Source organism: Chromobacterium sp. Beijing, from assembly GCF_021496765.1.
Lineage (GTDB): Bacteria > Pseudomonadota > Gammaproteobacteria > Burkholderiales > Chromobacteriaceae > Chromobacterium.
Genome location: NZ_CP053750.1, coordinates 3220001 through 3241290, shown reverse-complemented (window position 1 = coordinate 3241290; position 21290 = coordinate 3220001). Strand labels below are relative to the sequence as shown.

The 21290-nt window shown below is 64.9% G+C and carries 21 protein-coding genes and 1 pseudogene (1 of these 22 cut by a window edge); all 22 read left to right on the top strand.

Annotation, left to right across the window (positions count from 1 at the left end; genetic code table 11):
• Positions 1–14: 14 nt before the first annotated feature.
• The gene (gene tagF / locus HQN78_RS14965) at positions 15–1034 is read left to right on the top strand and encodes a type VI secretion system-associated protein TagF (protein ID WP_235084655.1); all 1020 of its coding nucleotides are present in this window, start codon (positions 15–17) and stop codon (positions 1032–1034) included.
• 83 nt (positions 1035–1117) lie between these two features.
• A complete protein-coding gene (tssB, locus tag HQN78_RS14960) occupies positions 1118–1630 on the top strand; it encodes a type VI secretion system contractile sheath small subunit (protein ID WP_107798025.1) in 513 nt (170 codons plus the stop codon).
• Between the two features lie 3 nt (positions 1631–1633).
• The gene (gene tssC / locus HQN78_RS14955) at positions 1634–3118 is read left to right on the top strand and encodes a type VI secretion system contractile sheath large subunit (RefSeq protein WP_107798026.1); all 1485 of its coding nucleotides are present in this window, start codon (positions 1634–1636) and stop codon (positions 3116–3118) included.
• A gap of 113 nt (positions 3119–3231) precedes the next feature.
• Positions 3232–3729: a type VI secretion system tube protein Hcp gene (locus HQN78_RS14950; RefSeq protein WP_043640831.1), complete on the top strand. Its 498-nt coding sequence runs from the start codon at positions 3232–3234 to the stop codon at positions 3727–3729.
• Positions 3730–4015: 286 nt separating this feature from the next.
• Positions 4016–4450: an OmpA family protein gene (locus tag HQN78_RS14945; protein WP_158274210.1), complete on the top strand. Its 435-nt coding sequence runs from the start codon at positions 4016–4018 to the stop codon at positions 4448–4450.
• A 133-nt stretch (positions 4451–4583) separates the two neighbouring features.
• A pseudogene (locus tag HQN78_RS14940) lies at positions 4584–7195 on the top strand (type VI secretion system Vgr family protein).
• An 8-nt stretch (positions 7196–7203) separates the two neighbouring features.
• Positions 7204–7989 carry a DUF4123 domain-containing protein gene (locus HQN78_RS14935; RefSeq protein ID WP_235084650.1) on the top strand — a complete coding sequence of 262 codons (786 nt, stop codon included), beginning with the start codon at positions 7204–7206 and terminating at the stop codon, positions 7987–7989.
• 2 nt (positions 7990–7991) lie between these two features.
• Positions 7992–8576 (top strand): DUF3304 domain-containing protein, encoded by a 585-nt coding sequence (locus HQN78_RS14930; protein WP_235089827.1) that lies wholly within the window; start codon positions 7992–7994, stop codon positions 8574–8576.
• Between the two features lie 23 nt (positions 8577–8599).
• The gene (locus tag HQN78_RS14925; protein WP_235084647.1) at positions 8600–9229 is read left to right on the top strand and encodes a DUF3304 domain-containing protein; all 630 of its coding nucleotides are present in this window, start codon (positions 8600–8602) and stop codon (positions 9227–9229) included.
• A gap of 33 nt (positions 9230–9262) precedes the next feature.
• Positions 9263–9817, top strand: coding sequence for a DUF3304 domain-containing protein (locus HQN78_RS14920; RefSeq protein WP_235084645.1), 555 nt, complete (start codon positions 9263–9265; stop codon positions 9815–9817).
• 82 nt (positions 9818–9899) lie between these two features.
• A complete protein-coding gene (locus HQN78_RS14915; RefSeq protein WP_235084642.1) occupies positions 9900–10457 on the top strand; it encodes a DUF3304 domain-containing protein in 558 nt (185 codons plus the stop codon).
• The gene (locus HQN78_RS14910) at positions 10442–10855 is read left to right on the top strand and encodes a DUF2235 domain-containing protein (protein WP_235084639.1); all 414 of its coding nucleotides are present in this window, start codon (positions 10442–10444) and stop codon (positions 10853–10855) included. Before HQN78_RS14915 ends, HQN78_RS14910 begins: the two co-directional genes overlap by 16 nt.
• A gap of 17 nt (positions 10856–10872) precedes the next feature.
• Entirely contained in the window at positions 10873–12123 is a 1251-nt protein-coding gene (locus HQN78_RS14905) for a DUF2235 domain-containing protein (RefSeq protein ID WP_235084635.1), read from the top strand.
• Positions 12093–12485: a hypothetical protein gene (locus HQN78_RS14900; RefSeq protein ID WP_235084633.1), complete on the top strand. Its 393-nt coding sequence runs from the start codon at positions 12093–12095 to the stop codon at positions 12483–12485. Before HQN78_RS14905 ends, HQN78_RS14900 begins: the two co-directional genes overlap by 31 nt.
• A gap of 38 nt (positions 12486–12523) precedes the next feature.
• A complete protein-coding gene (locus tag HQN78_RS14895; protein ID WP_235084631.1) occupies positions 12524–13240 on the top strand; it encodes a hypothetical protein in 717 nt (238 codons plus the stop codon).
• Positions 13198–13854 (top strand): hypothetical protein, encoded by a 657-nt coding sequence (locus HQN78_RS14890; protein ID WP_235084629.1) that lies wholly within the window; start codon positions 13198–13200, stop codon positions 13852–13854. Before HQN78_RS14895 ends, HQN78_RS14890 begins: the two co-directional genes overlap by 43 nt.
• A 65-nt stretch (positions 13855–13919) precedes the next feature.
• Positions 13920–15779, top strand: a complete 1860-nt coding sequence (gene tssF, locus HQN78_RS14885) for a type VI secretion system baseplate subunit TssF (RefSeq protein WP_235084627.1) — start codon at positions 13920–13922, stop codon at positions 15777–15779.
• Positions 15743–16768, top strand: coding sequence for a type VI secretion system baseplate subunit TssG (gene tssG, locus HQN78_RS14880; RefSeq protein ID WP_107798035.1), 1026 nt, complete (start codon positions 15743–15745; stop codon positions 16766–16768). The genes tssF and tssG overlap by 37 nt, the downstream gene beginning before the upstream one ends.
• A gap of 47 nt (positions 16769–16815) precedes the next feature.
• The gene (gene tssH, locus HQN78_RS14875) at positions 16816–19449 is read left to right on the top strand and encodes a type VI secretion system ATPase TssH (RefSeq protein ID WP_235084624.1); all 2634 of its coding nucleotides are present in this window, start codon (positions 16816–16818) and stop codon (positions 19447–19449) included.
• Between the two features lie 12 nt (positions 19450–19461).
• A complete protein-coding gene (locus HQN78_RS14870) occupies positions 19462–20904 on the top strand; it encodes a hypothetical protein (RefSeq protein WP_235084621.1) in 1443 nt (480 codons plus the stop codon).
• Positions 20901–21164, top strand: coding sequence for a PAAR domain-containing protein (locus HQN78_RS14865; protein ID WP_043641377.1), 264 nt, complete (start codon positions 20901–20903; stop codon positions 21162–21164). The genes HQN78_RS14870 and HQN78_RS14865 overlap by 4 nt, the downstream gene beginning before the upstream one ends.
• Positions 21116–21290 carry the beginning of a type VI secretion system protein TssA gene (gene tssA, locus HQN78_RS14860; RefSeq protein ID WP_370646612.1) on the top strand. Its footprint extends 998 nt past the window's final position, so the window shows 175 of its 1173 coding nt (coding positions 1–175); its start codon is at positions 21116–21118; its stop codon lies beyond the right edge, outside the window. The genes HQN78_RS14865 and tssA overlap by 49 nt, the downstream gene beginning before the upstream one ends.

Here is a 21290-nt window from a genome sequence, read left to right as displayed (position 1 = left end):
GGAGACACATAGTCATGGCGTTCAATTTCAAGCGGGCGCAGGAAACGCCTCCGCAATTCTGCATTTTCGGCAAATTGCCGCGCCGCGGCGATTTCGTCCGCGTCAACGCCACCCACCCGGCGGCCACCCAGCTGGACCAGCTGCTGGCGCAAAGCCTGGGCGGGCTGGAATCCGGCCCGGAGGCGGTGGAGCGTTACCACGCGATGCCGGGCACCAGCTTCGTGCTGCGCAGCCGCGACCAGATGTGGCTGTCGCTGGGCGTGATGCAGCCCAGCCGCGACGAAAGCGGCCGCAATTACCCGCTGGTGGCGGCCTCGCTGATGCCTTGCGACGCGGCCTTGCCGCCGTTGTCGGTGCTGATGCTGGCCAACGAACTGTTCTTCTCCGGCCTTAAGGAGCAATTGAGCAGCGCCATCGACAACGCGGTGGAAATGCTGGCCTGCCGCCAGTTCCTGGAGGAGCAGTCGCTGTTCGGCATCTCCTCCGTGGCGGATCTGGATCTGGCGCAGCAGCTGCTGGAACGGCATCTGAGCGTGACGCCGGCCTCCCTCCTGAGCCGGTTGTTGAGCGGCCGCGGGCTGCCGGACCTGGAGACGGTGCTGCTGGCCTTCACCTTCCACCATCAGCTGCTGCGCAAGTTCCAGGGCAGCCTGACGGCGCAGACCTATCTGCTGCCGCTGCCGGACCGCGACGGCGAAGACATGCTGGCCGCGGCCACCTGGCTGTCGCTGTACCAGGCGGCCACCGCCGGCCAGGCGGGACAGGCGGAGCAATGCCTGCTGATTCAGCGGCCGGAAGGCCGCTTCCTGGCCTTGCTGCCGGGAGATTTGAACGAACAGATCGTCGCACAGTGCTGGGGAGGGCAGTTGGACGCCCGCTTCATCGTCGACGTGGCCGAGCCGCACGCGCCGTGGCGCAACCACCAGGCCTACGCCGAAGCGGCTTACATCCTGGGGCGGAGGCTGAACGATCCGTCCATTTCGGTGGCGCAGCTGCGCGAGGTGGCGTCCAGCCTATCGCGCAGCGTGGCCTGAGTAGTGGCGTAACACCGGAGCGGCCGGCGACATTCGCCGAGGCCGCTCCAATCAGAGCTTTGTGAACTTGAGAGAGAACCATCATGGCCAAAGAAAGCACACAGAAAAAACTGTCGCGGGTACGCCCGCCGCGCGTGCAGATCACCTACGACGTTGAAATCGGCGACGCCATCGAAACCAAGGAACTGCCCTTCGTGCTGGGCGTGCTGGGGGATTACTCCGGCCACAGCAAGGAGCCGCTGCCCAAGATGAAGGAACGCAAGTTCGTTCAGATCGACCGCGACAACTTCGACGAAGTGCTCAAGGGCATGGCGCCGCGCCTGGCCATCAAGGTGGACAACAAGCTGAAAGACGACGGCAGCCAGCTGGCGATGGAGCTGAACTTCGACGAACTGGCGGATTTCGAGCCGCAGAACGTGGTGGATCAGGTCGAGCCGCTGAAAAAGCTGCTGGACGCGCGCAAGCGCCTGGCCGACCTGCGCAACAAGATGGCGGGCAACGACAAGCTGGAAGAATTGCTGGACGAAGTGGTGCGCGATACGGAAAAGCTGAAGGCGATCAGCCAGGCCGCGCATCCGGACAAAGCGGGAGAGTGATAGATGAGCGCAGAACAACAACTTGAGGCCGGCGCGGCCGCAGCCCCGGCGGCGGCAGGCAGCCTGCTCGACTCCATCATCGAGCAAAGCCGCGTCGCCACCAACGACAACGAGAAGGGCCACACCCGCGACCTGATCGGCGAACTGGTCGACCAGGTGCTGGAAGGCAGCGTCAGCGTATCGCGCGATCTGTCCGCCAGCATAGACGCGCGCATCGCCGAAATCGACGCGCTGATCTCCTCGCAGCTGAACGAGATCATGCACCACAACGACTTCCAGAAGCTGGAAGCCTCCTGGCGCGGCCTGAAATACCTGGTGATGGAGTCCGAAACCAGCACCATGCTCAAGATCAAGGTGCTCAACGCCTCCAAGAAAGACCTGGTCAAGGACTTCAAGGCGGCGCCGGAGTTCGACCAGAGCGCGCTGTTCAAGAAAATCTACGAAGAAGAATACGGCACCTTCGGCGGCGCGCCTTACGCCGGCCTGGTGGGCGATTACGAATTCACCCGCCACCCGGAAGACTTCTACCTGCTGGACGAACTGTCCCACGTGGCCGCCTCCGCGCACGCGCCGCTGATCACCGCCGCTTCCTCCGGCCTGTTCGGCCTGGAGAGCTTCACCGACGTGGGCAAGCCGCGCGATCTGGCCAAGATCTTCGACACCGTCGAATACGCCAAGTGGAAATCCTTCCGCGAATCCGAAGACTCCCGCTACGTCGGCCTGGTCTTGCCGCATGTGCTGGGCCGTCTGCCCTACGGCCGCGACAATGTGCCGGTGGAGGAATTCGACTTTGAGGAAAACGTGGACGGCAGCACCCACGAAAAATACCTGTGGACCAACGCCTCCTACGCCTACGCCGCGCGCCTGACCTCCGCCTTCGCCCAATACGGCTGGCTGGCGGCCATCCGCGGCGTGGAAGGCGGCGGCCTGGTGGAAGGCCTGCCGGCCCACACCTTCAAGACCGACGACGGCGAAGTGGCGCTCAAGTGCCCCACCGAAGTGGCGATCACCGACCGCACCGAAAAACTGCTGTCCGATCTGGGCTTCATCTCGCTGGTGCACTGCAAGAACACTGACTACGCGGCCTTCTTCGGCGGGCAATCGGTGCAGAAGGCCAAGACCTACAACACCGATTCGGCCAACGCCAACGCGCGTCTGTCCACCCAGCTGCCCTACATCTTCGCGGTGTCGCGCATCGCGCATTACATGAAATCCATCATGCGCGACAAGATCGGCAGCTTCGCCTCGCGCCAGAACGTGCAGGACTTCCTGAACACCTGGCTGGCGCAATACGTGCTGCTGGACGACTCCGCCAGCCAGGAAGCCAAAGCCAAATATCCGCTGCGCGAAGCGCGCGTCGACGTGGTGGAAGTGCCGGGCAAACCGGGCGTCTATCGCGCCGCCGCCTTCCTGCGGCCGCATTTCCAGCTGGATGAACTGACCATTTCCCTGCGTCTGGTGGCGGAGCTGCCGCAGCCGGCGGGTTAAGGCTGGAGAGCCTGCGCGCGTCCGCCGGGTTCCGGCGCGGCGGCGGGCGCGGGCGTCTTTTGGAATGGGAGGGCTCGCCTCCAATTTTTGACTTTTGTTCTAAGGAGAAGTAAATGGCTTTTGATGCATTCCTGAAAATTGACGGTATTCCTGGCGAAAGCAGCGACGACAAGCACAAAGACTGGATCGAAATCCAGTCCTTTGCCCACAAACTGGAACAGCCGGCCCAGGCTACCGCCAGCTCCGCCGGCGGCGCCACCGCCGAGCGCGTGAACCACGCCGCTTACGAAATCACCCACTTCCTGGACAAAGCCAGCCCGAAGATCTACGAAGCCTGCTGCAAGGGCCAGCACATCAAGGAAATCACCATCGAACTGTGCCGTGCCGGTGGTGACAAGGTGAAGTACATGGAGATCAAGATGGAACAAGTCCTGATCGCCAAGGTTGAGCCGCACGGTTCCGCCAACGACAACGGCTTCCCCAGCGAAAAAGTGAGCTTCACTTACGGCAAGATCAAGTGGACCTACACCCAGCAGAAACGCGCTGACGGCGCCGGCGGCGGTAACGTCAGCTCCGGCTGGGACCTGACCGCCAACAAAGCGATCGCCTAAGTCTCAGTAGCGAAGAAGTGCCAACCCGCCCACTGCCCTGGGCGGGTTGCAAGAATCTGTTCAATGTCCGCCGCGTGCGCGAGACCTTGCACGGCGAGTACCGCTTCGGAATGCTCATGCGCCCTAGGGCCAGTCCGTTTCTTCCGCTGTTTTCGCCCTGTTTCGCTCGTGACCGCCGGGCTTTGAACAGACTCTAAGGCACCCGGGGGCCGCCGCGCGCCGATTGGCCGCGGCGAGCTCCGGGATGTCCTTTACCCATGTCAAAGTCAATCCGGGAAGTAATGCTATGAAACGTTTGCTGATGGTCGCCGCGCTCGCCCTGTCGCTGGTGGGCTGCAAGACCAATCCTAACGCTCAACAAGCCTCCAACGACCCCGCCGTGATCAAGGCGGCGGAAGAGAAGGCCGCGCTGGACAAGGCCGTGGCCGCCAATATGGCCATAGACCCCAACCTGATCCCGTTTGAAAAAATGAGCCCCAAACTGTCCCCGGTGGGCGAGGCTCAACTGCAACTGCTGCTGCCCAAGCTCAAGACCGCCAAATCCATCCTGGTGCGCGGCCACTGCTACCGCGGCGACATCGGCAATGCCCGCGCCGCGGCGCAAACCCGCGCCATCGCCGTCAAGCAGTTCCTGAGCGACGCCGGCGTGCCGGCCAATAAAATCACCGTGCGTTACGACACCGAGCGTCAGCTGCACGCGGTGCGTCTGATCGCCAACTGAATCTCGGCGCCGGGCCGCCCAGCGCAAGCGGGCGGCCGGGCGTTTTCGGGTGCTTAAGCAAACCCGGCGCGGCCGCGCACGGTTTGCTTAAGGACTCGCCAATTGCGCAGTCGATTTGAATCAGGTTAACGCCATGGACCCCAGCACCCTGCTCGCCAGCTTCGCCTCCGCCTTCAACCAGGACCAGCGCCTGCTCACCCTCAGCCTGGGCGACGGCAGCGTGGCGGCCGAGCAATTGCTGCCGCTGAGTTTGGCCGGCGAAGAAGGCGTGTCCCGGTCTTACGCCTACCAGCTGACCTGTCTGTCTCCGGACGGCAAGATTGAACTCAAGAGCCTGCTCGGCCTGCCGGCCCGGCTCGGCATCCTGGACGCCGCCGGCGCGGAGAGCCTGCGCTGCGGCGTGGTGTCCAAGGCCGAGTGCCTGGGTTCGGACGGCGGCTTCAGCCGTTATCAGCTGACCATTGAGCCGCCGTTCGCGCTGCTGCGTCATCGCGTCAGCTCGCGGGTGTTCCAGGACCAGTCGGTGCCGGACATCGTCACGCAGATTCTGAGCGAGCATCAGCAGGCCAATCCGGTGTTCGCCCGCGTCCAGGCCCAGGACTTCAAGACCGGCCCGGCGTCGCCGCGCAGCTACTGTCTGCAATACCGCGAGAGCGATTACGATTTCATCGTGCGCCTGCTGCACGAAGAGGGTTACGCCTGGCGTTTCGATCACCTGGACGGCGACACGCCACAAGTGCGCTTGGTCGCCTTCGACGACCCCTACAGTCTGCCGCCGGCTACGGTCGAGCGAGTGCGCTTCCACCGCAGCGACGCCACCGAGGCCGAAGACGGCCTGACCGAGTGGAACGCCCAACGCCAGATCGTCCCCGGCGCGGTGGCTTTGGCCAGCTTCGATTATCAGCCGGTGCAGACCCAGCACAGCGGCGACGACAGCCGCATCGACCAGGGCCAGAACGGCAAGGCCTTGCAATCCTCCTTGCACGACTACGACCCGCAATCGCTGTACTACGCCGGCGACGCCGACCAGCTCAGCCACTACGCCCAGCTGCGCCAGCAAGCGCATGACCTGAACGCCAAGCAATTCAGCGGCGGCGGCAGCGTGCGCGGCCTGGCCGCCGGCCAGTGGTTCCGCCTGGACGACCATCCGGCCCACGACGGCGACAGCAGCGAACAGCGCGAATTCGTCGTCACCCGCCAAGCCTTAAGCGCGCGCAACAACCTGCCGGCCGACCTCAAAGCGCTGGCAAAAGCCGAGGACGCCCAACCCTTCCGCGCCGACTTCGACGCCCAACGCCGCGGCGTGCCGCTGACCCCGGCCTACGCCCATACCGAACTGGCCAAACCCAAATCCCGTGGCGTACAGACCGCCACCGTGGTCGGCCCGCAAGGAGAGGAAGTCCACACCGACCAGCACGGCCGCATCAAGGTGCAATTCCACTGGCAGAGGCCGGACGAACACCCGAGCATCGGCGCGGGGATGGACGACAAATCCTCCTGCTGGCTGCGCGTGGTGATGCCCAGCGCCGGCGCCGGCTGGGGCCATCAATTCATCCCGCGCATCGGTCAGGAAGTGCTGGTCGACTTCATCGAAGGCGATATCGACCGCCCGGTGATTACCGGCGTGCTCTACAACGGCAGCCACCCGACGCCGGACTTCAGCGGCGCGGGCGCCTTGCCGGCGAACAAGACCCTGTCCGGCATCAAATCCAAAGAACACCAGGGTGGCCAGTACAACGAACTGCTGTTCGACGACACCCCCGGCGAAGTCCGTGCCAAACTATCGAGCGAACCCGGCAAAACCCAACTCAACCAAGGCTTCCTCACCCAGCCGCGCAGCAACGGCAAGGCCGAGCCGCGCGGCGACGGCTTCGAACTGCGCACCGACAACCACGGCGCCGTCCGCGCCGGCCATGGCCTGCTGCTGAGCACCGAAGCGCAGAACGGCGCTGGGGGCAAACAACTGGCGCGCGAACAGGCGCAAAGCCAGCTGGACGCGGCCTTGGCCCTAAGCCAAAGCCTGGGGACACCGCCAGCGGCCAGCAGGCCGATACCATGGAAACCGGGCCGGAGGAAATCGGCCCGGACAACGCCAAAGCCGCCAAGAAAACCGAAGGCCATCTGCAACACCAGGCCGCGGCCTTGAAAGCCTGGGAGGCCGGCAGCAACACCGACAAGGACGGCAAAACCGCCAAGGACCAAGCCGGCCAACAGCCCTTGATCGTGCTGTCCGCACCGGCCGGCATCGCCAGCCTGAGCCAGCAAAGCCAGACCGTGGCGGCGGGGACCAATCTGGACCTGGTGGCGCAGCGGGACAGCAATCAAACCTCGGGCCGTCGCTGGATTCACAATGTAGGTCAGCACATCAGCCTGTTCGTCGCCGGGGTCAAGGACCAGATCGCGCTGAAGCTGATCGCCGCCAAGGGCAAGGTGCAAGTTCAAGCGCAGAGCGACAGCATCGAGGTGACCGGCGACCAGGACGTCAAGATCACCGCCATCAAGGGCCAGCAGTTGTGGAACGGCAAGAAGGAGATTCTGCTGACCAGCGGCGGCGCTTATGTGCGGATCAAGGACGGCAAGATCGAGCTGCACGCGCCCGGCACCGTCAGCTTCAAGGGCGGAAGCCACGATTGGAGCGGGCCGGCCAGCATGAGTCCGCCGTTCCCGCGCTTCCCCAACACCGTCTGCAAGACCTGCATGGCGCAAGGCTTCAAGCAGGCCAATCCCTTGGTGGCGGCTAAATGAGCCCGGCGGTGCTGTTGACCAAACCTTCTTCGGCCGCGTGGCTGGAACGGCTGTTGGAGCAAGCGCGGCAGGCGGAGCTGGAGTGGCTGGACTTCATCGTGGATCAGGGCGATATCGGCGACGCTTGGCAGAGCCGCGCCCCTGCCATGCATATGCCGCGCAGCCTCTTGCTGGAGACCCCGCACGCCGAGGCCGCCGACGAAGGGCCGGCCTTGCTGCGCTTGCCGCTGCACTCCCCGGCTGGATTGGAAAAATGGACGCGGCAGCTGGATAAATGGCAGGGCGAGCCGCGCTTGCTGGCCCTGTTGGGCGATTGGGATTTCGACGCCTTGGCCGAGCGGCTGAGCGCCTGTCTGCAAGCCTCCTGGGACCAGGGCCGACAACAGGGCGTGCTGCGTTTCAACGATCCGCGCGTGTTCGCCGCGGTCAGCGAGGCGCTGGAGCCGGCGCAGCGGCGTTTCCTGTTGGAGCCGGCCTTGCAATGGCATTGGCTGGACCGTGACGGCAACGCCCGCTGTCTGGAGCCGGATGTCGACATGATGCGGAGTTGGCCGCAGTGGGAGGAGGAGACCCTGAGCCTGTCGCCGTCGCAGATTGACGAATTGATGGTCTGGCACCAGGCGGAAAGCTGGCGCCAGGATCATCTGCTGACGCCGTCGATGTACGGGCTGAGCTCGCAGGAAGAACTGATGGCGCGGCTGGCGGCGGCGCACCGGGCGGCGGACCGGGCCAAGCTGTGGTCGGAGCCGGAACGCCAGCCCTTGATCGAGCGCCGCTTGAGAGAGCCGGTGTGAGCATGGCCGCGGCATGGGCGCGTTTTTGCGGGTGGCTGATTTTGCTGCTCCTGTCCGGCTGCACGACATCGCCCAAAACCATAGGCGTCGGCGCGCGGGTGGTGAATACCATGGCCGGCGCCGAGATTGTGCATGCCAGTTTTAACGGTCAGGGCATAGGCGGTTCCGGTGGGGAGGAGTGTTGCATCAGCCTGCCGGCGCAGTGGCGGCCGGGCATGACGGCGACGATAGAGTGGGTGAAGGATCCTAGTCCTGGGGTAAATCCAGGAGGGCGGCGTGCGCCGTCTTGGAATCCGGATGGAACGACGCCGCCGGAGTGGCGCCACTGGCTGAAGGAACACCAGGCTAACTATGTCCGCCATCGGCTTACGCTCCCCGTGCCGGCCTATGAGGATACTTGTGGTTTGTCCCTGGTGTTTTTGCCTTGCGATGAGGTGTATCCGCTGATTGACTGCCGGCAGCGCCAGCAAGTGTTTAGCGGTTTGCGGGAGAAAACCTCGGCAGAGTGGCGGCAGGAGCTGGCGCGACGCCTGGGCGGTCGCATGCGCTGCGAAGCGCCGGCGGAATCCGGCAAGGGCGGATGGTGATGCGAGCGCCAAACCGTGGCGAGATGGCTGCGGTGCACATGCCATGGCTGGCGTGGGCCGCTTGTGGCGTCTTGGCTTTGGGGCTGGCGGCTTGCCAGAACATCGCGCCGCCCAAAACCCTAGGCGCCGGCGCGCGAGTGGTGAATACCGTGGCGGGCACGTCGATTGTGCACGCCAGCTTTAACGGCCAGGGCATGGGCGGCGGCGGAGGCGAGGAGTGCTGTGTCAGCCTGCCGGAGCAATGGCGGCCGGGCATGACGGCGACGATAGAGTGGGTGGTGGATCCGAGTCCAGGGGTGAATCCTGGTGGGATTCGGCAACCTCCCCGGAGCAAGTATGGATCTATCACGGTGGAAGGCAGTAGATGGCATGAGGAGCATGAAGCTAATTATGTTCGCCGCAAGGTGACGATGGCGGTGCCCAGGTATGAAACCGTCTCTTCCTTGGTACTGGTGTTCCTGCCTTGCGACGAGGTGTATCCGTTGATTGATTCGGCAGAGCAGGGCCGGGTGTTTGGCGGTCTGAGAGGGCTGGCTTCGTCGGAGTGGGACGATGAAGTCATTCGCCGTTTGGGGCTGGGAAGGTCTGTGCGGCAGGCAGATGAACTCGATGGGCTTGGCCATGTGCGTTTGGCGTGTTGGCAGTGTGACTGAGTCAATCCGTATTTCCGCATGGAGGATAAAACCATGACGAGGATCGCTTTAACGATTGGTTTGCTGCTGGCCCTGGCCGGGTGCCGGAGTATGGAGCGGCCCAAAACCCTAGGAGCCGGCGCGCGAGTGGTGAATACCGTGGTGGGCACATCGATCGTGCATGCCAGCTTCAATGGCCAGGGCATGGGCGGTGGTGGAGGCGAGGAGTGCTGTGTCAGCCTGCCGGAGCAATGGCGGCCGGGCATGACGGCGACGATAGAGTGGGTGAAGGATCCGAGTCCGGAGCTTAATCCTGATGGGCGACGTGCGCCGCCTTGGAACCCCGACGGGACGACGCCGCCGGAGTGGCAGCGTTGGATGAAAGAGCATCAAGCGAATTATGTTCGCCGCAAGGTGACGATGGCGGTGCCCAAGTATGAAAAAGTGTCTTCCCTGATTCTGGTGTTCCTGCCTTGTGATGAGGTGTATCCGTTGATTGATTCGGCGGAGCAGGGCCGGGTGTTGGGCGGCTTGCGTGGTCGTGAAGACCGTTATCCGGAGATGGTCCGTCGGCTGGGTGGTCGGCAGACGTGTTCGGGAGGTGGATGATTCCCGGCTAGAGCCAGTTCCTGTCAGGCGATGGTTTTGGAATGGAACGGCAAATCGGAATTTAGCATTGAGGGTGAAAACGATGAAATGGTTCTCTGTTAGTGCATGGCTGTTCTTGACCCTGAGCCTGCTTGGATGTCAAAGCATGGCCCAGTCCAAAACTATAGGCGCTGGCGCGCGGGTGGTGAATACCATGTCTGGGATGACAATTGTGCATGCTCGCTTTAATGGCCAAGGCATGGGAGGCGGCGGCGGTGAGGAGTGCTGCGTCAGTTTGCCGGAGCAATGGCGGCCGGGCATGACGGCGACGATTGAGTGGGTGAAGGATCCGAGTCCTGGGGTGAATCCGGGTGGAGTTAAGCAACCTCCCCGAGGCAAATATGGGTCTATCACGGCGGAAGGTAGTAAATGGCATGAGGAACATGAAGCGAATTATGTTCGCCGTAAGGTGACGATGGCGGTACCCAAGTATGAAAAAGTTTCTTCCCTGGTTCTGGTGTTCCTGCCTTGCGATGAGGTGTATCCGTTGATTGATTCCGCGGAGCAGAGTCGGGTATTAGGAGGATTACGTGGTCGTGAAGACCGTTATCCGGAAATTATTCGTCGCTTGGGAGGAAAACAGACATGTCAGGCGCGTTGATTGCTCCTGCCTTTCCCTTGGCTGGTTATTTGCCGGTGGGGCTACCGCAGGTGATGGCTCAGCGCAGCGCTCAGTTGCGTGAGGTGGATGCCGCTAAGTGTGATGCGCGCCAAAAAGGACAGCCATCCCCATGTGTTCAAGTGCTGCATGTCAGCCTGTTCTTTGACGGTACCAATAACCATGGCGACTCGGATGATAAAGCCGACCCAGTCAACAGCAGCAATGTGCGCCGTTTATTCAATGCCTCTATTGGTAACGATGCAGGGAATGACTGGGGGTACTACAGCTATTACATCCAAGGGGTCGGCACGGTATTCAAGGAAATTGGCGAGGATGAGCCAAGTAGCAGTGGCCTGAGTTTTGCCTCAGGGGCGAAGACCGCATTCTCTGGGGAGTGACTCGGTTGGTTGATGCCATGCGTCGCGCGTATAGCGACCAAGGCGAGAAGCTGGAGGCGGGGGAGGCTCTCCAACTGATCAAAGACATGCAGTACACCTATGAGGAAGACGACAAAGGCGTCAAAAAACGCAGCAGCACCACGCTGGCGCAACGCCGCGCGGTGATGCAGAAAGTGCTGGCGCCGATTGTCGCCAAGCGCGAAGCCGACTACAAGCCGGAAATCCTGCGCATCAAGTTGTACATCTATGGCTTCTCGCGCGGCGCAGCCGAGGCGCGTTCCTTTCTGTGGCGGCTGCGCGAATTGATGGACGTCGAGGCCGGCACGCTGTGCGGCATCCCCGTCGCGGTGGAATTCCTCGGCCTGTTCGACACTGTGGCCTCGGTGGGTCTGACCGAGCTGGCGCCGGGGGCGGAGGGCCATATGGGCTGGGCAGACGGTACGATGAAGCTGCCGCCGGAGGCCGGCTTTCTGAAGCGCTGCGCGCATCTGGTCAGCGCGCACGAGCAGCGGCTGTGCTTTCCGCTGGACTCTGTGGCCATCGCCAACCGCAGTTATCCCGGCTGCGTGTTGGGTGAATGGGTTTACCCCGGCATGCATAGCGATGTGGGCGGCGGTTATCCGCCCAAGGATCAGGGCAAGGCGCGCGAGGGGCAGGGCATGCTGTTGTCGCAACTGCCCTTGCTGCATATGTACCGGCTGGCTTTTGACGCCGGCGCGCCCTTGCAGGCGGATAAGAGTTTGCTGGGGGATGCCGACGCGGAGCAATTGGCCATGCTGGAAGGACGCGAGCCCTGGCGTTTCATGAGTGATGTGACAAGCCGATTATTTATTTTCAACGAGGAGTTGATCCTGCGCTTCGAAGCCTGGCGTCAGCATGCCGGCAGCGGCGCGTCGCTGGAAGACCTGCTGCAGTGGCAGACCGCGCAGATCACCGCCTGGCGCATCGCCCGTTACGCAGGCGGCGTCGACGAGAAAGGCGGGCCGGGTTATCGCAACGCCGAGTTTTACAAAAACTCCCAGGACACGCCCAAGTGGCTGGTGAACGCGCAGGAGTCGGAGTGGAAGGCGCAGCGCCGCAAAGGCGTTGCCACCGGGGTGACGCTGAAGCCTAAGGGAAAAGAGGCGGACGCGAGCCAGGTTTCGGAGGGCTTCAAACCTAACCTCAATAAGCAGTACGAGCCGGTGATGGATCAGACCCAGTTGCGGGAGGGGCCAAGGACTTCGCCGACGATTACATGGGCCGAACCTCGCTGTCCTTCAACCTGATTGGCGGCTTCGCCACCTTCTTCACCGGCTTGTCCCGCCCGTTCAGCGACGATTGCCAGGCGGAACTGGTCATGCTGCGGGAGGATGGCAATGATTTGTACCCGGCGGTGGTCAAGGACGAGAAGCTGATGGCGCTGTACGACGAGCATGTGCACGACTCCCGCGCCTGGTTCATGCATTACGCGCTGGGCAAGCGCGAACCCCACGGCACTTATCTGCGCTACCGCACGGTGTTCTTCACCGACGGCAACAGCAATAAGAAGCCGATCTGCCAGGCGCCGCGCGCGCAGGAGATCCGGCGCGAGCAGCAACGCCAGGCCGAGGAACGGCGGGGCGAGCGTATTGGGGGAGGCCGGCATTGAGCCCGGCGCATCGACTTTATGGCGAGAGGGTTTCAAGAATGAACAAGCGAGCCTGGTGGGTTTGCGCCGCTTTGCTTTTGGGCTGCCTCTGCGCGCCGGCGCAGGCCGCCGCGCCGGACAAGGCGGCCGGCACCTATGTGCCGGCCGACGAGGACTGGTTGCCCAGCAGTCTGGTACTGCTGCCTTCGGGTCAGTTTGAATGGTTCATCAAGGGCAGCGGCGCGCGCACGGTGCGCGGCGATTGGACGCGCGGGCGGGGACGGATCGTCCTGCGCGCGGCGGCAGGCGGCGAAGCGCCGGCCTACCGGCAATTGCCCTATGCCTCCGGCCGCTTCATGGCCGCGGACCGCTACGACGAGGCGATGATGACGGTGGCGGTGCTGGCGGCCGGCCGCATGGGCGTGGCGGGAACGGAGGCCCTGCTGGAAGACGATCAAGGCCGGCAAGTGGAGGCCGAGGCTACCCGGACGCCGGGCTATCTGATCGCCTGGCAGCCTAAGGCATGGGGAGCGTGGCGCAAGGTGGGCCTGCGCCTGGCCGGCTCCGGGCAAGCTTGGCAGTGGTTCGAGGTGGACGCCGCCGGCAGGACGGAGCGGGCGGCCGGTTTCGAGCTGAGCAACGCCGACGCGGTGCAGCCCCTGTTCCGCCAGGCGGAGCTGGAGATCCAGGCGGACGGCGGCTTGACGATGCCCAAGCCGGCCCTGAGATTCCGGTGCGCTCCGTGTTGCGCTACCGCAAATTGGACCGTCCGCTGACGGCGGCGCAATTGGCCGGGCATTATCGGATGGAGAGCCGGACGGAGTCCGAGCTGGCTTTGCAGGCTGACGGCCAGGCTTCCTGGTCCTTGTTGGCCAGCCGCGCTTATTATCTGGAGGGCCGTTGGCGGGTGAGCAACGGCCTGGTGACGGTGGAGGCGCAATTGCCTGCTCAGGCGCCCAAGTACCGCCTGATGTCGGATGCGGAAATGAATGTGCGTCAGCCGGCCACGGCGCGGCAATTGATCGCCATCGTCGGCCAGCCGCGCGTGGGCGGGGCGGCCGGCATCGAGGTCCGCTTCGAGGCGGCGGGTAAAACGCTGGGACAGGCGGTCAGCCAGGCCAGCGGCGATGCGATCCTGGATTGGGACGGCAAGGCCGACGACTGGACCCGCGTGGCCTTGCGGCGTCAGGGCAGCGCCGACGCCTGGACCTGGCTGGAGGTGCCGGCCGCGCGCCGCGCGGACCGCCTGCTGGCCATCGCCGTCGACGACCTGGGGCTGAGCCGGCCGGCGATTCCCTCCTTGATCTTCGGCCTGGGCGAGGATGGCGGTCTGCTGCTGCGCGAGCCGCTGAACCATGACCTGGAAAAGTATTTCAAAACCAAGAAGTAGCGGTTTCCCGCCGGCGGCCAGCCCGCCGGCGCAACCGGACAACAATAGATGTGACGTGAGCCTTAATGCTTGAATCCTTATTGCCGTATTACGAACGCGAACTCGGACACCTGCGCCAGCTGTCCGGCGAGTTCGCGCGCCGCTATCCCAAGATCGCCGGCCGTCTGCAAATGGAAGGCGACCAGTGCGAAGACCCGCACACCGAGCGGCTGATCGAGTCCTTCGCCTTCCTGGCCGCGCGCATCCACAAGAAGCTGGATGACGAATATCCGGAGGTGGCGGCCAGCTTCCTCAATGTGCTCTACCCGCATTATCTGCAGCCGATTCCCTCCGCCACCATCGTGCAGTTCGAATGCGATCCGCAGCGGCCGGAAATCGCCAAGCGCTACCGGGTGGAGCGCGGCCAGTCGGTGCACGCGCCGGCGATGCAGGGCGTGGTGTGCAAATTCCGCAGCGCTTATCCGGTGGACCTGTATCCGCTGTCGCTGACCGAGGCCAAGCTGGAGCTGACCAGCGGCTCGCCCTATCTGCGCCAGCTGGCGCCGGACGCGGCGGCGGTGATGACGATGGAGTTCCATACTCACGGCGGCCTGGCGCTCAACGCCATCGGCCTGCAATCGCTGCGCTTCTTCCTGGACGGCGAGCCGGCGCTGATGCATCTGCTGTACGAAATGCTGCTGTCCAATGTCCTGAGCGTCAGCGTGGGCGACGGCAGCGAAGACCCGGCCCGCACGCGCAAGCTGCCGGCGGACAGCCTGCGGGCGGTGGGCTTCGGCCGCGAGGAAGGTCTGCTGGACTACGACGAACGCTCCTTCATGGGCTATCGGCTGCTGACCGAGTACTTCTGCTATCCGGACAAATTCCTCTTCGTCGATCTGCTGCGCTTGGACAAGGCGGTGGCGCGGCTGGACGGCGATAAGCTGGTGCTGCGGATCTTGCTGGACGAATACCCGGACAGCGAGCGTCACAACCGGCTGCAGACCCAGTTGCAGGCCCAGCACATGAAGCTGGGCTGCACGCCCATCGTCAACCTGTTCACCCAGCCGGGCGAGCCCATCCGCGTCACCCACCAGAAAGCCAGTTACCCGGTGCTGGTGGACGCGCGCAAGCAGCAGGCTTACGAGGCGATCCAGATCAAGCGCGTGGTGCGGGTGGAGAAATCCGGAGACGGCGAAAGCAGCGAGGAAGTGCCGTCCTTCTACGCGATACGCCACGGCAGCGAAAAAAAGACGCCGCGCTTTTATTGGCACGCCAGCCGGGAGCCCTCGCCGCGCCAGAGCGACAAGGGCACCGATCTGGAGCTGCACCTGGCGGACCTGGAGTTCAACGCGGTGCGGCCGGCCACCGAGGTGCTGAGCCTGGAACTGCTGTGCAGCAACCGTGATCTGCCGGAGCAGATTCCCTTTGGCGGCAGCCAGTCCACCCAGCGGACGGATTTCTCGCTGCCGGGCCATTCCGTGGTCAAGCGCGTGCGCCTGTTGCGCAAGCCCAGCGCCAGCCAGCGTTGCCCGCTGGGGCGCGCGGTGCAGTGGCGGCTGGTGTCGCATTTGTCGCTTAACTACATGTCCATCGTGGATTCCGGCTGCGCCGCCTTGCAGGAAATGCTGGCCTTGTACAACCTGACCGATTCCCCGGTGAACGTGCGCCAGATCCAGGGCGTGGTGGGGATAGAAAGCCAGCCGGCGGTGACCCGCGTGTCCGGCCGCGATTTCAGCGGCTTTGTCCGCGGCAGCGAAATCCGCCTGACGCTGGACCCGGATTACTATGTCGGCGGCAGCGTTTATCTGTTCGCCGCGGTGCTGGAGCGTTTCTTCGCGCTGTATTGCGCGCCCAATAGTTTCACCCGTTTGCGGGTGCATGCGGTTCAACAAGACGAGGAGGTAGCCTCATGGCCAGCCCGAGCCGGCGAAGCCCTCGTGATCTGAAACTGGAGCTGGCGCGCGACGCCAGCCAGTTCGGCTTTTTCCAGGCGGTGCGCATCCTGGGCCTGTCCGCGCGCAAGCGCGGCGAGCGCCGCGGCCGGTTGCCGGCCAGCTTGCGCTTCCGCTCGCTGGCCTCGCTGTCCTTCCCGCCCAGCGAGCTGTGTCGTTATCAGCCGGCCAAGGAGCCGGAGCAGCTGGACGCCACCGACGAGATGACGGTCAGCTTCATCGGGCTGACCGGGCCCAGCGGCGCCTTGCCCACCAGTTATACCGAGCTGCTGCTGGAGCGCCGCCAGCAGTACAAGGACGGATCGCTGCACGCCTTCCTGGACATCTTCAGCCACCGCGCCACTGCCTTGTTCTTCGGCGCCTGGCGCAAATACCGCTATTGGCTGGAAGTGGAGGCCGGCGAGCGCGACGGTTTCACCCGCAATCTGCTGGACCTGGGCGGCCTGGGCCTGTCCCAGCTGCGCAAGCAGATGGGGCCGGACGCGAGCCTGGACGAAAACCTGTTCATCTATTACGCCGGCCTGCTCAGCCAGAAGCCTTTGTCGGCGCAGGCGCTGGAAACGCTGATCCAGGGCTTTTTCGGCGTGGACGCCGCATTGGAGCAATTCATCGGCCAGTGGATGCAGGTGCCGGCGGCGGAGCAAAGCCGGCTGGGCGACAGCGAGAGCGAGCTGGGCGTGTCCTTGTTCGCCGGCGCCCGGGTTTGGGACCGTCAGACCAAGCTGCAGCTGCGCTTGGGCAGCATGCGCCGCGCCCAGTTCGAAGCCCTGCTGCCCGGCGGCCCCGGCGCGCAGGCCTTGCAGGCGCTGCTGCAATTCGCCGTCGGCCATAATCTGGCGGCCGACGTCAGCCTGGTGCTGGACAAGCGCGACGTGCCGGCGGCGCAGCTGGGCGGCCCGGCGGACCTGCGTCTGGGCGGCAATTGCTGGCTGGGCCCGCAGAAGCAAGATCCTGAAGACATGCGCTACGCGCTGCTGCATTGAGCGGCGCGAGCGGAATCGACTTTTCATTTTGAGCGTATTGGAACGATATGTCCGTATCCCTGAAAGCCCTGATCGACAGGCTGACCCCCACCGCCCGCCAGGCGATTGAGCAGGCGGCCAGCCGCGCGCTGGCGCGCACGCATTTCGAAATCGAGATCGAACACGCGCTGCTGGCGATGTTCGACCAGGACAACAACGCCGCGCTGGCGGCGCTGCACGCGCTGGGCGCGGACCTGCCGCGCATCGAGCGCGAGCTGGAAGCCGCGCTGGACGCCTTCCGCAGCGGCAATACCCGCAACCCGGTGCTGTCCGGCTGGCTGCCCAAGTGGCTGGAAAAAGCCTGGCTGCTGGCCAGCGCGGAACAGGGGCAGGACGATGTGTCCACCTTGGACCTGTTGCTGGCGCTGTGGCAGGACGAGGCGCTGCGCGGCGCGTTGCAGTCCGGCTCCGCCGCGCTGGCGCGCCAGGACGCCGGCCGCCTGCAGGGCGCTTACGCCGCCTTGCGTCAGCACGGCGGCGAGGCCTCGGCCAACGCGCCGGCCGCCGAAGCCGGCGCGGAGCCGACGATGGCCGCGCCCGCGGCCGGCAAGCGCGGCAGCCCGGCGCTGGACAAATACACGATAGACCTGACCGCCCAGGCCAAGGCCGGCAAGATCGACCCCATTCTGGGACGCGACGTTGAAATCCGTCAGATGATAGACATCCTGATGCGTCGCCGGCAGAACAACCCCATCCTCACCGGCGAGCCGGGCGTGGGCAAGACCGCTGTGGTGGAAGGCCTGGCGCGCAAGATCGTGCACGGCGAAGTGCCGCCGGTGCTGGCGGGCGTCACCCTGCGCACCCTGGACCTGGGTCTGTTGCAGGCCGGCGCCAGCGTCAAGGGCGAGTTCGAAAACCGCCTGCGCCAGGTGATAGACGAGGTCAAGGCCAGCCCGGTGCCCATCATCCTGTTCATCGACGAGGCCCACACCTTGATCGGCGCCGGCGGCGCGGCGGGCCAGAACGACGCGGCCAACCTGTTGAAACCGGCGCTGGCGCGCGGCGAGCTGCGCACCATCGCCGCCACCACCTGGGCCGAGTACAAAAAGTACTTTGAAAAAGACGCCGCGCTGGCGCGCCGCTTCCAGGTGGTGAAGGTAGAAGAACCGGCGCCGGAAATCGCCGTGCAGATGGTGCGCGGTCTGACCCCGGCGATGGCCGAGCACCACAAGGTGGAAATCCTCAACGAGGCGGTAGCCGCCGCCGTGCATCTGTCCAGCCGCTACATCGCCGGCCGCCAGCTGCCGGACAAGGCCATCAGCGTGCTCGACACCGCTTGCGCCCGCGTCGCGCTGTCGCGCGCCGGCAAGCCGGGGCCGATCGAAGACGTGTCGGTGCTGATAGACAATATCGACCGCGAAGTGGCCGCGCTGCAGCGCGAAGAAGGCCACGCCGAACGCATCGCGGAGCTGGAAGCCCGGCGCGCCGAACTGCAGGCGGACCTGGAGAAATTGCACGCCGCCTGGGATGAACAGCAAAAGCTGGTGGCGGAAATCGACGAGCTCAAACAGCGGCAGGCCGAGGCCAAGCCGGCCAAGGGCAAGAAGCTCAGCCCGTTGCAGACCAAGCGCAAGGCGCTGCGCGAACTGCAGAAGCTCCAGCCGCTGGCCTTCGAGTGCGTGGACGAGAGCGTGATCGCCGACGTGATTTCCGGCTGGACCGGCATCCCGCTGGGCCGCATGGTCAGCAATGAGCTGGAGCAGGTGCAGAAGCTGGCCTCGCTGCTGGGCGCGCGCGTCATCGGCCAGGATCACGCCTTGGAGCAGATCGCCGAGCGGGTGCAGATCGCCAAGGCCAATCTGGAAGACCCGGGCAAGCCCAAGGGCGTGTTCCTGCTGGTGGGGCCGTCCGGCGTGGGCAAGACCGAAACCGCGCTGGCGTTGGCCGAGGCCTTGTACGGCGGCGAGCGCAATCTGATCACCATCAATATGTCGGAATACCAGGAAGCGCACAGCGTGTCCGGCCTCAAGGGCTCGCCGCCGGGCTATGTCGGTTACGGCGAGGGCGGGGTGTTGACCGAGGCGGTGCGTCGCAAGCCCTACTCGGTACTGCTGCTGGACGAGGTGGAGAAAGCCCATCCGGACGTGATGGAGCTGTTCTTCCAGGTCTTCGACAAAGGCCTGCTGGAAGACAGCGAAGGCCGCGAAGTCGATTTCAAGAACACCATCATCCTGCTGACCTCCAACGCCGGCTCCGATCTGGTGATGCGCGCCTGCGAGCACGGCGTCACCGTCGAAGGCGAAACCCGCGATCCGACGCCGGAAGACCTGGTGGAGATTTTGCGGCCCACCTTGCAAAGCGTGTTCAAGCCGGCCTTCCTCGGCCGTCTGACCATCGTGCCCTATCTGCCGATCAGCGACGAAGTGCTGCGCGCCATCGTCGGCCTCAAGCTGAACAAGATCCGCCAGCGCATCGCCGACAACCACGGCGCGCAAGTGGAGTTCCCGGAAGAACTGGCGGAACAGATGGCGGCGCGCTGCCTGGACGTGGACAGCGGCGCGCGCAACGCCGACGCCATCCTGACCCGCACCCTGCTGGCGCAGATATCCAGCGACCTGCTGGCGCGCATGGCTTCCGGCCGCCCGGTGAAGAAGATCGCCGTCTCGCTCAAGGGCGAGCAGGTCAAAGTGCGGCTGAGCTGAGGAAACGCGTCCATGTGGAAAATGTTGGGCCTGTTCGGGGTCAGCACCGTCGCCTGGTGGGGGCTGCTGTGGCTGGTGTTGCCGCAAAGCTGGCAGCGCATCAGCCCGTCGGCCATCCTGCTGCTGCACCTGGGGCCGCCGATGTTGCTCAGCGCCGGCGTCAAGCTATGGGGCTATCTGAAGGAAAAGCGCGCCAAGCAGGAAGAGACCGAGCAAGAGAGCGCGGCCGAGGCCGAGCGCCAGTCCGCGCGCGAGGCCGCGCGCGAACGGCATCTGGCCGAGCTGCGCGAACGCCAGGCCGTGGTGGACTGCCGCTGGCTGTGGGCGCGCGCCGTGCCGGCCCATGGCGAGCCGGACTGGCTGGCGGAAGCGCCGGAAGGCTGTCTGTGGTCCTGCCTGGACGCGGCCGACCTTGACGCCGACGAGGCGCTGGAAGGACTGCGGCCGCATGTGACCGAGGCCTTGCAGGAACTCTACGCCGTCGCGCCCGGCGCGGCCTGGCTGCCGCTGGTGATGGAAGTGGTGCCCAGCCTGTCCGGCATCGAGCAGATCGCCGCGGTCAAGGAATGGCAGACGGTCGCCATGGCCGAAACGCTGGACGACGGCGAATGGCCGACGCCGGAAGCGCGCTTCCTGGCGGGCGCCGGCACCGGCACGGTGGCGGACCGCGCGCGGCAGCTGCTGCAACAACAGCCGGAACTGCCGGGCGTGATCATGCTGGGCGCCGACGCGCCCTTGCTGACGCGGGGCGGCGAAGAGCGGGACGAGAGCGACCCCGCCACGGCGGAACGCCTGCGCTGGCTGGGCAAGCCGGGCCTGGCCGTCGCCGTCATGCTGTTCCTGCGCGAGCAATTGCCTGAGCCCGATTTGGGCCCCGTCGCCGTGGCCGAGGGCGCCGATCCTTATCAGCCTTATTGGGAAAAAGACTTCAGCCGCGCGGGCGGCAGTTGGGGCGTGGTGCCGGCCCGTCATCAGGCCGGCCTGGCCGAGCTGCCGGTCTTGGCCCAATTGGGGCAGTCCAGCGCGGCCGCTGCGCCGCAGGAGCGCGCCTTGCAACTGACGCGGCAACTGCAACCGGTGCTGGACAACGCCTTGGTCAATGCTGCGCTGCTGGATTACCCGTTCAGCCCGGAGGACGCCAAGCCGGAAAACGATAAGGCGGCCAGCCTGGGCTGGCTGGTGCACAACGGCGGCGACGTAGACGCCGGCGGCGTGCGCCTGGCCGCCATCGCCAGCGCCTTGAACCGCCACGCGGTGGAGCTGCACCCCATCGACGAGGCCAGCAATCTGGCGCGGGAGTGGGGCGACGTCGGCGTCGCCGCCGACGCCATGCTGGCCGCCGCCGCCGTCAGCCACAGCGCGCGCCTGGCCGCTCCGGCCCTCATTACTCAATTCAGCAACGATCATGTGGCGCTGGCCATGGCCAGACCGCCGCGCGAGGAGGCCACAGCATGAAACGCGTGATCCGATTGGGCGACCCCACCGATCATGGCGGCAAAGTCGTCAGCGCCGCATCCAGCACCACCTTGTTCGGCAAGCAGGTCGCCTGCCTGGGCGACGCCGTCACCTGCCCGCAGCAAGGGCACGTCAACTGCACCATCGTGGAAGGCGACCCCAGCTGGGTGGTCGGCGGCAAGCCGGTGGCGCTGGAAGGCCATAAAGTCAGCTGCGGCGCCTCGCTGATCTCCACCATGCCGGAAGTCGGCAAGGGCTGATCGCAACACCTCTATATATAGAAGCCACAAAGCATGGAAAACATCGAACAAACAGTGCAGCAATTGCTGGTCCCCATCCCCGGCGGCTGGCCGGCGGGGAGGACCTGGCTTACTCCACGCTTTTCG

Coding starts and splice junctions, on each gene's coding strand:
- tagF (WP_235084655.1), top strand. CDS start 15: ATGGCGTTCAATTTCAAGCGGGCGCAGGAAACGCCTCCGCAATTCTGC.
- tssB (WP_107798025.1), top strand. CDS start 1,118: ATGGCCAAAGAAAGCACACAGAAAAAACTGTCGCGGGTACGCCCGCCG.
- tssC (WP_107798026.1), top strand. CDS start 1,634: ATGAGCGCAGAACAACAACTTGAGGCCGGCGCGGCCGCAGCCCCGGCG.
- HQN78_RS14950 (WP_043640831.1), top strand. CDS start 3,232: ATGGCTTTTGATGCATTCCTGAAAATTGACGGTATTCCTGGCGAAAGC.
- HQN78_RS14945 (WP_158274210.1), top strand. CDS start 4,016: ATGAAACGTTTGCTGATGGTCGCCGCGCTCGCCCTGTCGCTGGTGGGC.
- HQN78_RS14930 (WP_235089827.1), top strand. CDS start 7,992: ATGGCCGCGGCATGGGCGCGTTTTTGCGGGTGGCTGATTTTGCTGCTC.
- HQN78_RS14925 (WP_235084647.1), top strand. CDS start 8,600: ATGGCTGCGGTGCACATGCCATGGCTGGCGTGGGCCGCTTGTGGCGTC.
- HQN78_RS14920 (WP_235084645.1), top strand. CDS start 9,263: ATGACGAGGATCGCTTTAACGATTGGTTTGCTGCTGGCCCTGGCCGGG.
- HQN78_RS14915 (WP_235084642.1), top strand. CDS start 9,900: ATGAAATGGTTCTCTGTTAGTGCATGGCTGTTCTTGACCCTGAGCCTG.
- HQN78_RS14910 (WP_235084639.1), top strand. CDS start 10,442: ATGTCAGGCGCGTTGATTGCTCCTGCCTTTCCCTTGGCTGGTTATTTG.
- HQN78_RS14905 (WP_235084635.1), top strand. CDS start 10,873: ATGCGTCGCGCGTATAGCGACCAAGGCGAGAAGCTGGAGGCGGGGGAG.
- HQN78_RS14900 (WP_235084633.1), top strand. CDS start 12,093: ATGGGCCGAACCTCGCTGTCCTTCAACCTGATTGGCGGCTTCGCCACC.
- HQN78_RS14895 (WP_235084631.1), top strand. CDS start 12,524: ATGAACAAGCGAGCCTGGTGGGTTTGCGCCGCTTTGCTTTTGGGCTGC.
- tssF (WP_235084627.1), top strand. CDS start 13,920: ATGCTTGAATCCTTATTGCCGTATTACGAACGCGAACTCGGACACCTG.
- tssG (WP_107798035.1), top strand. CDS start 15,743: ATGGCCAGCCCGAGCCGGCGAAGCCCTCGTGATCTGAAACTGGAGCTG.
- tssH (WP_235084624.1), top strand. CDS start 16,816: ATGTCCGTATCCCTGAAAGCCCTGATCGACAGGCTGACCCCCACCGCC.
- HQN78_RS14870 (WP_235084621.1), top strand. CDS start 19,462: ATGTGGAAAATGTTGGGCCTGTTCGGGGTCAGCACCGTCGCCTGGTGG.
- HQN78_RS14865 (WP_043641377.1), top strand. CDS start 20,901: ATGAAACGCGTGATCCGATTGGGCGACCCCACCGATCATGGCGGCAAA.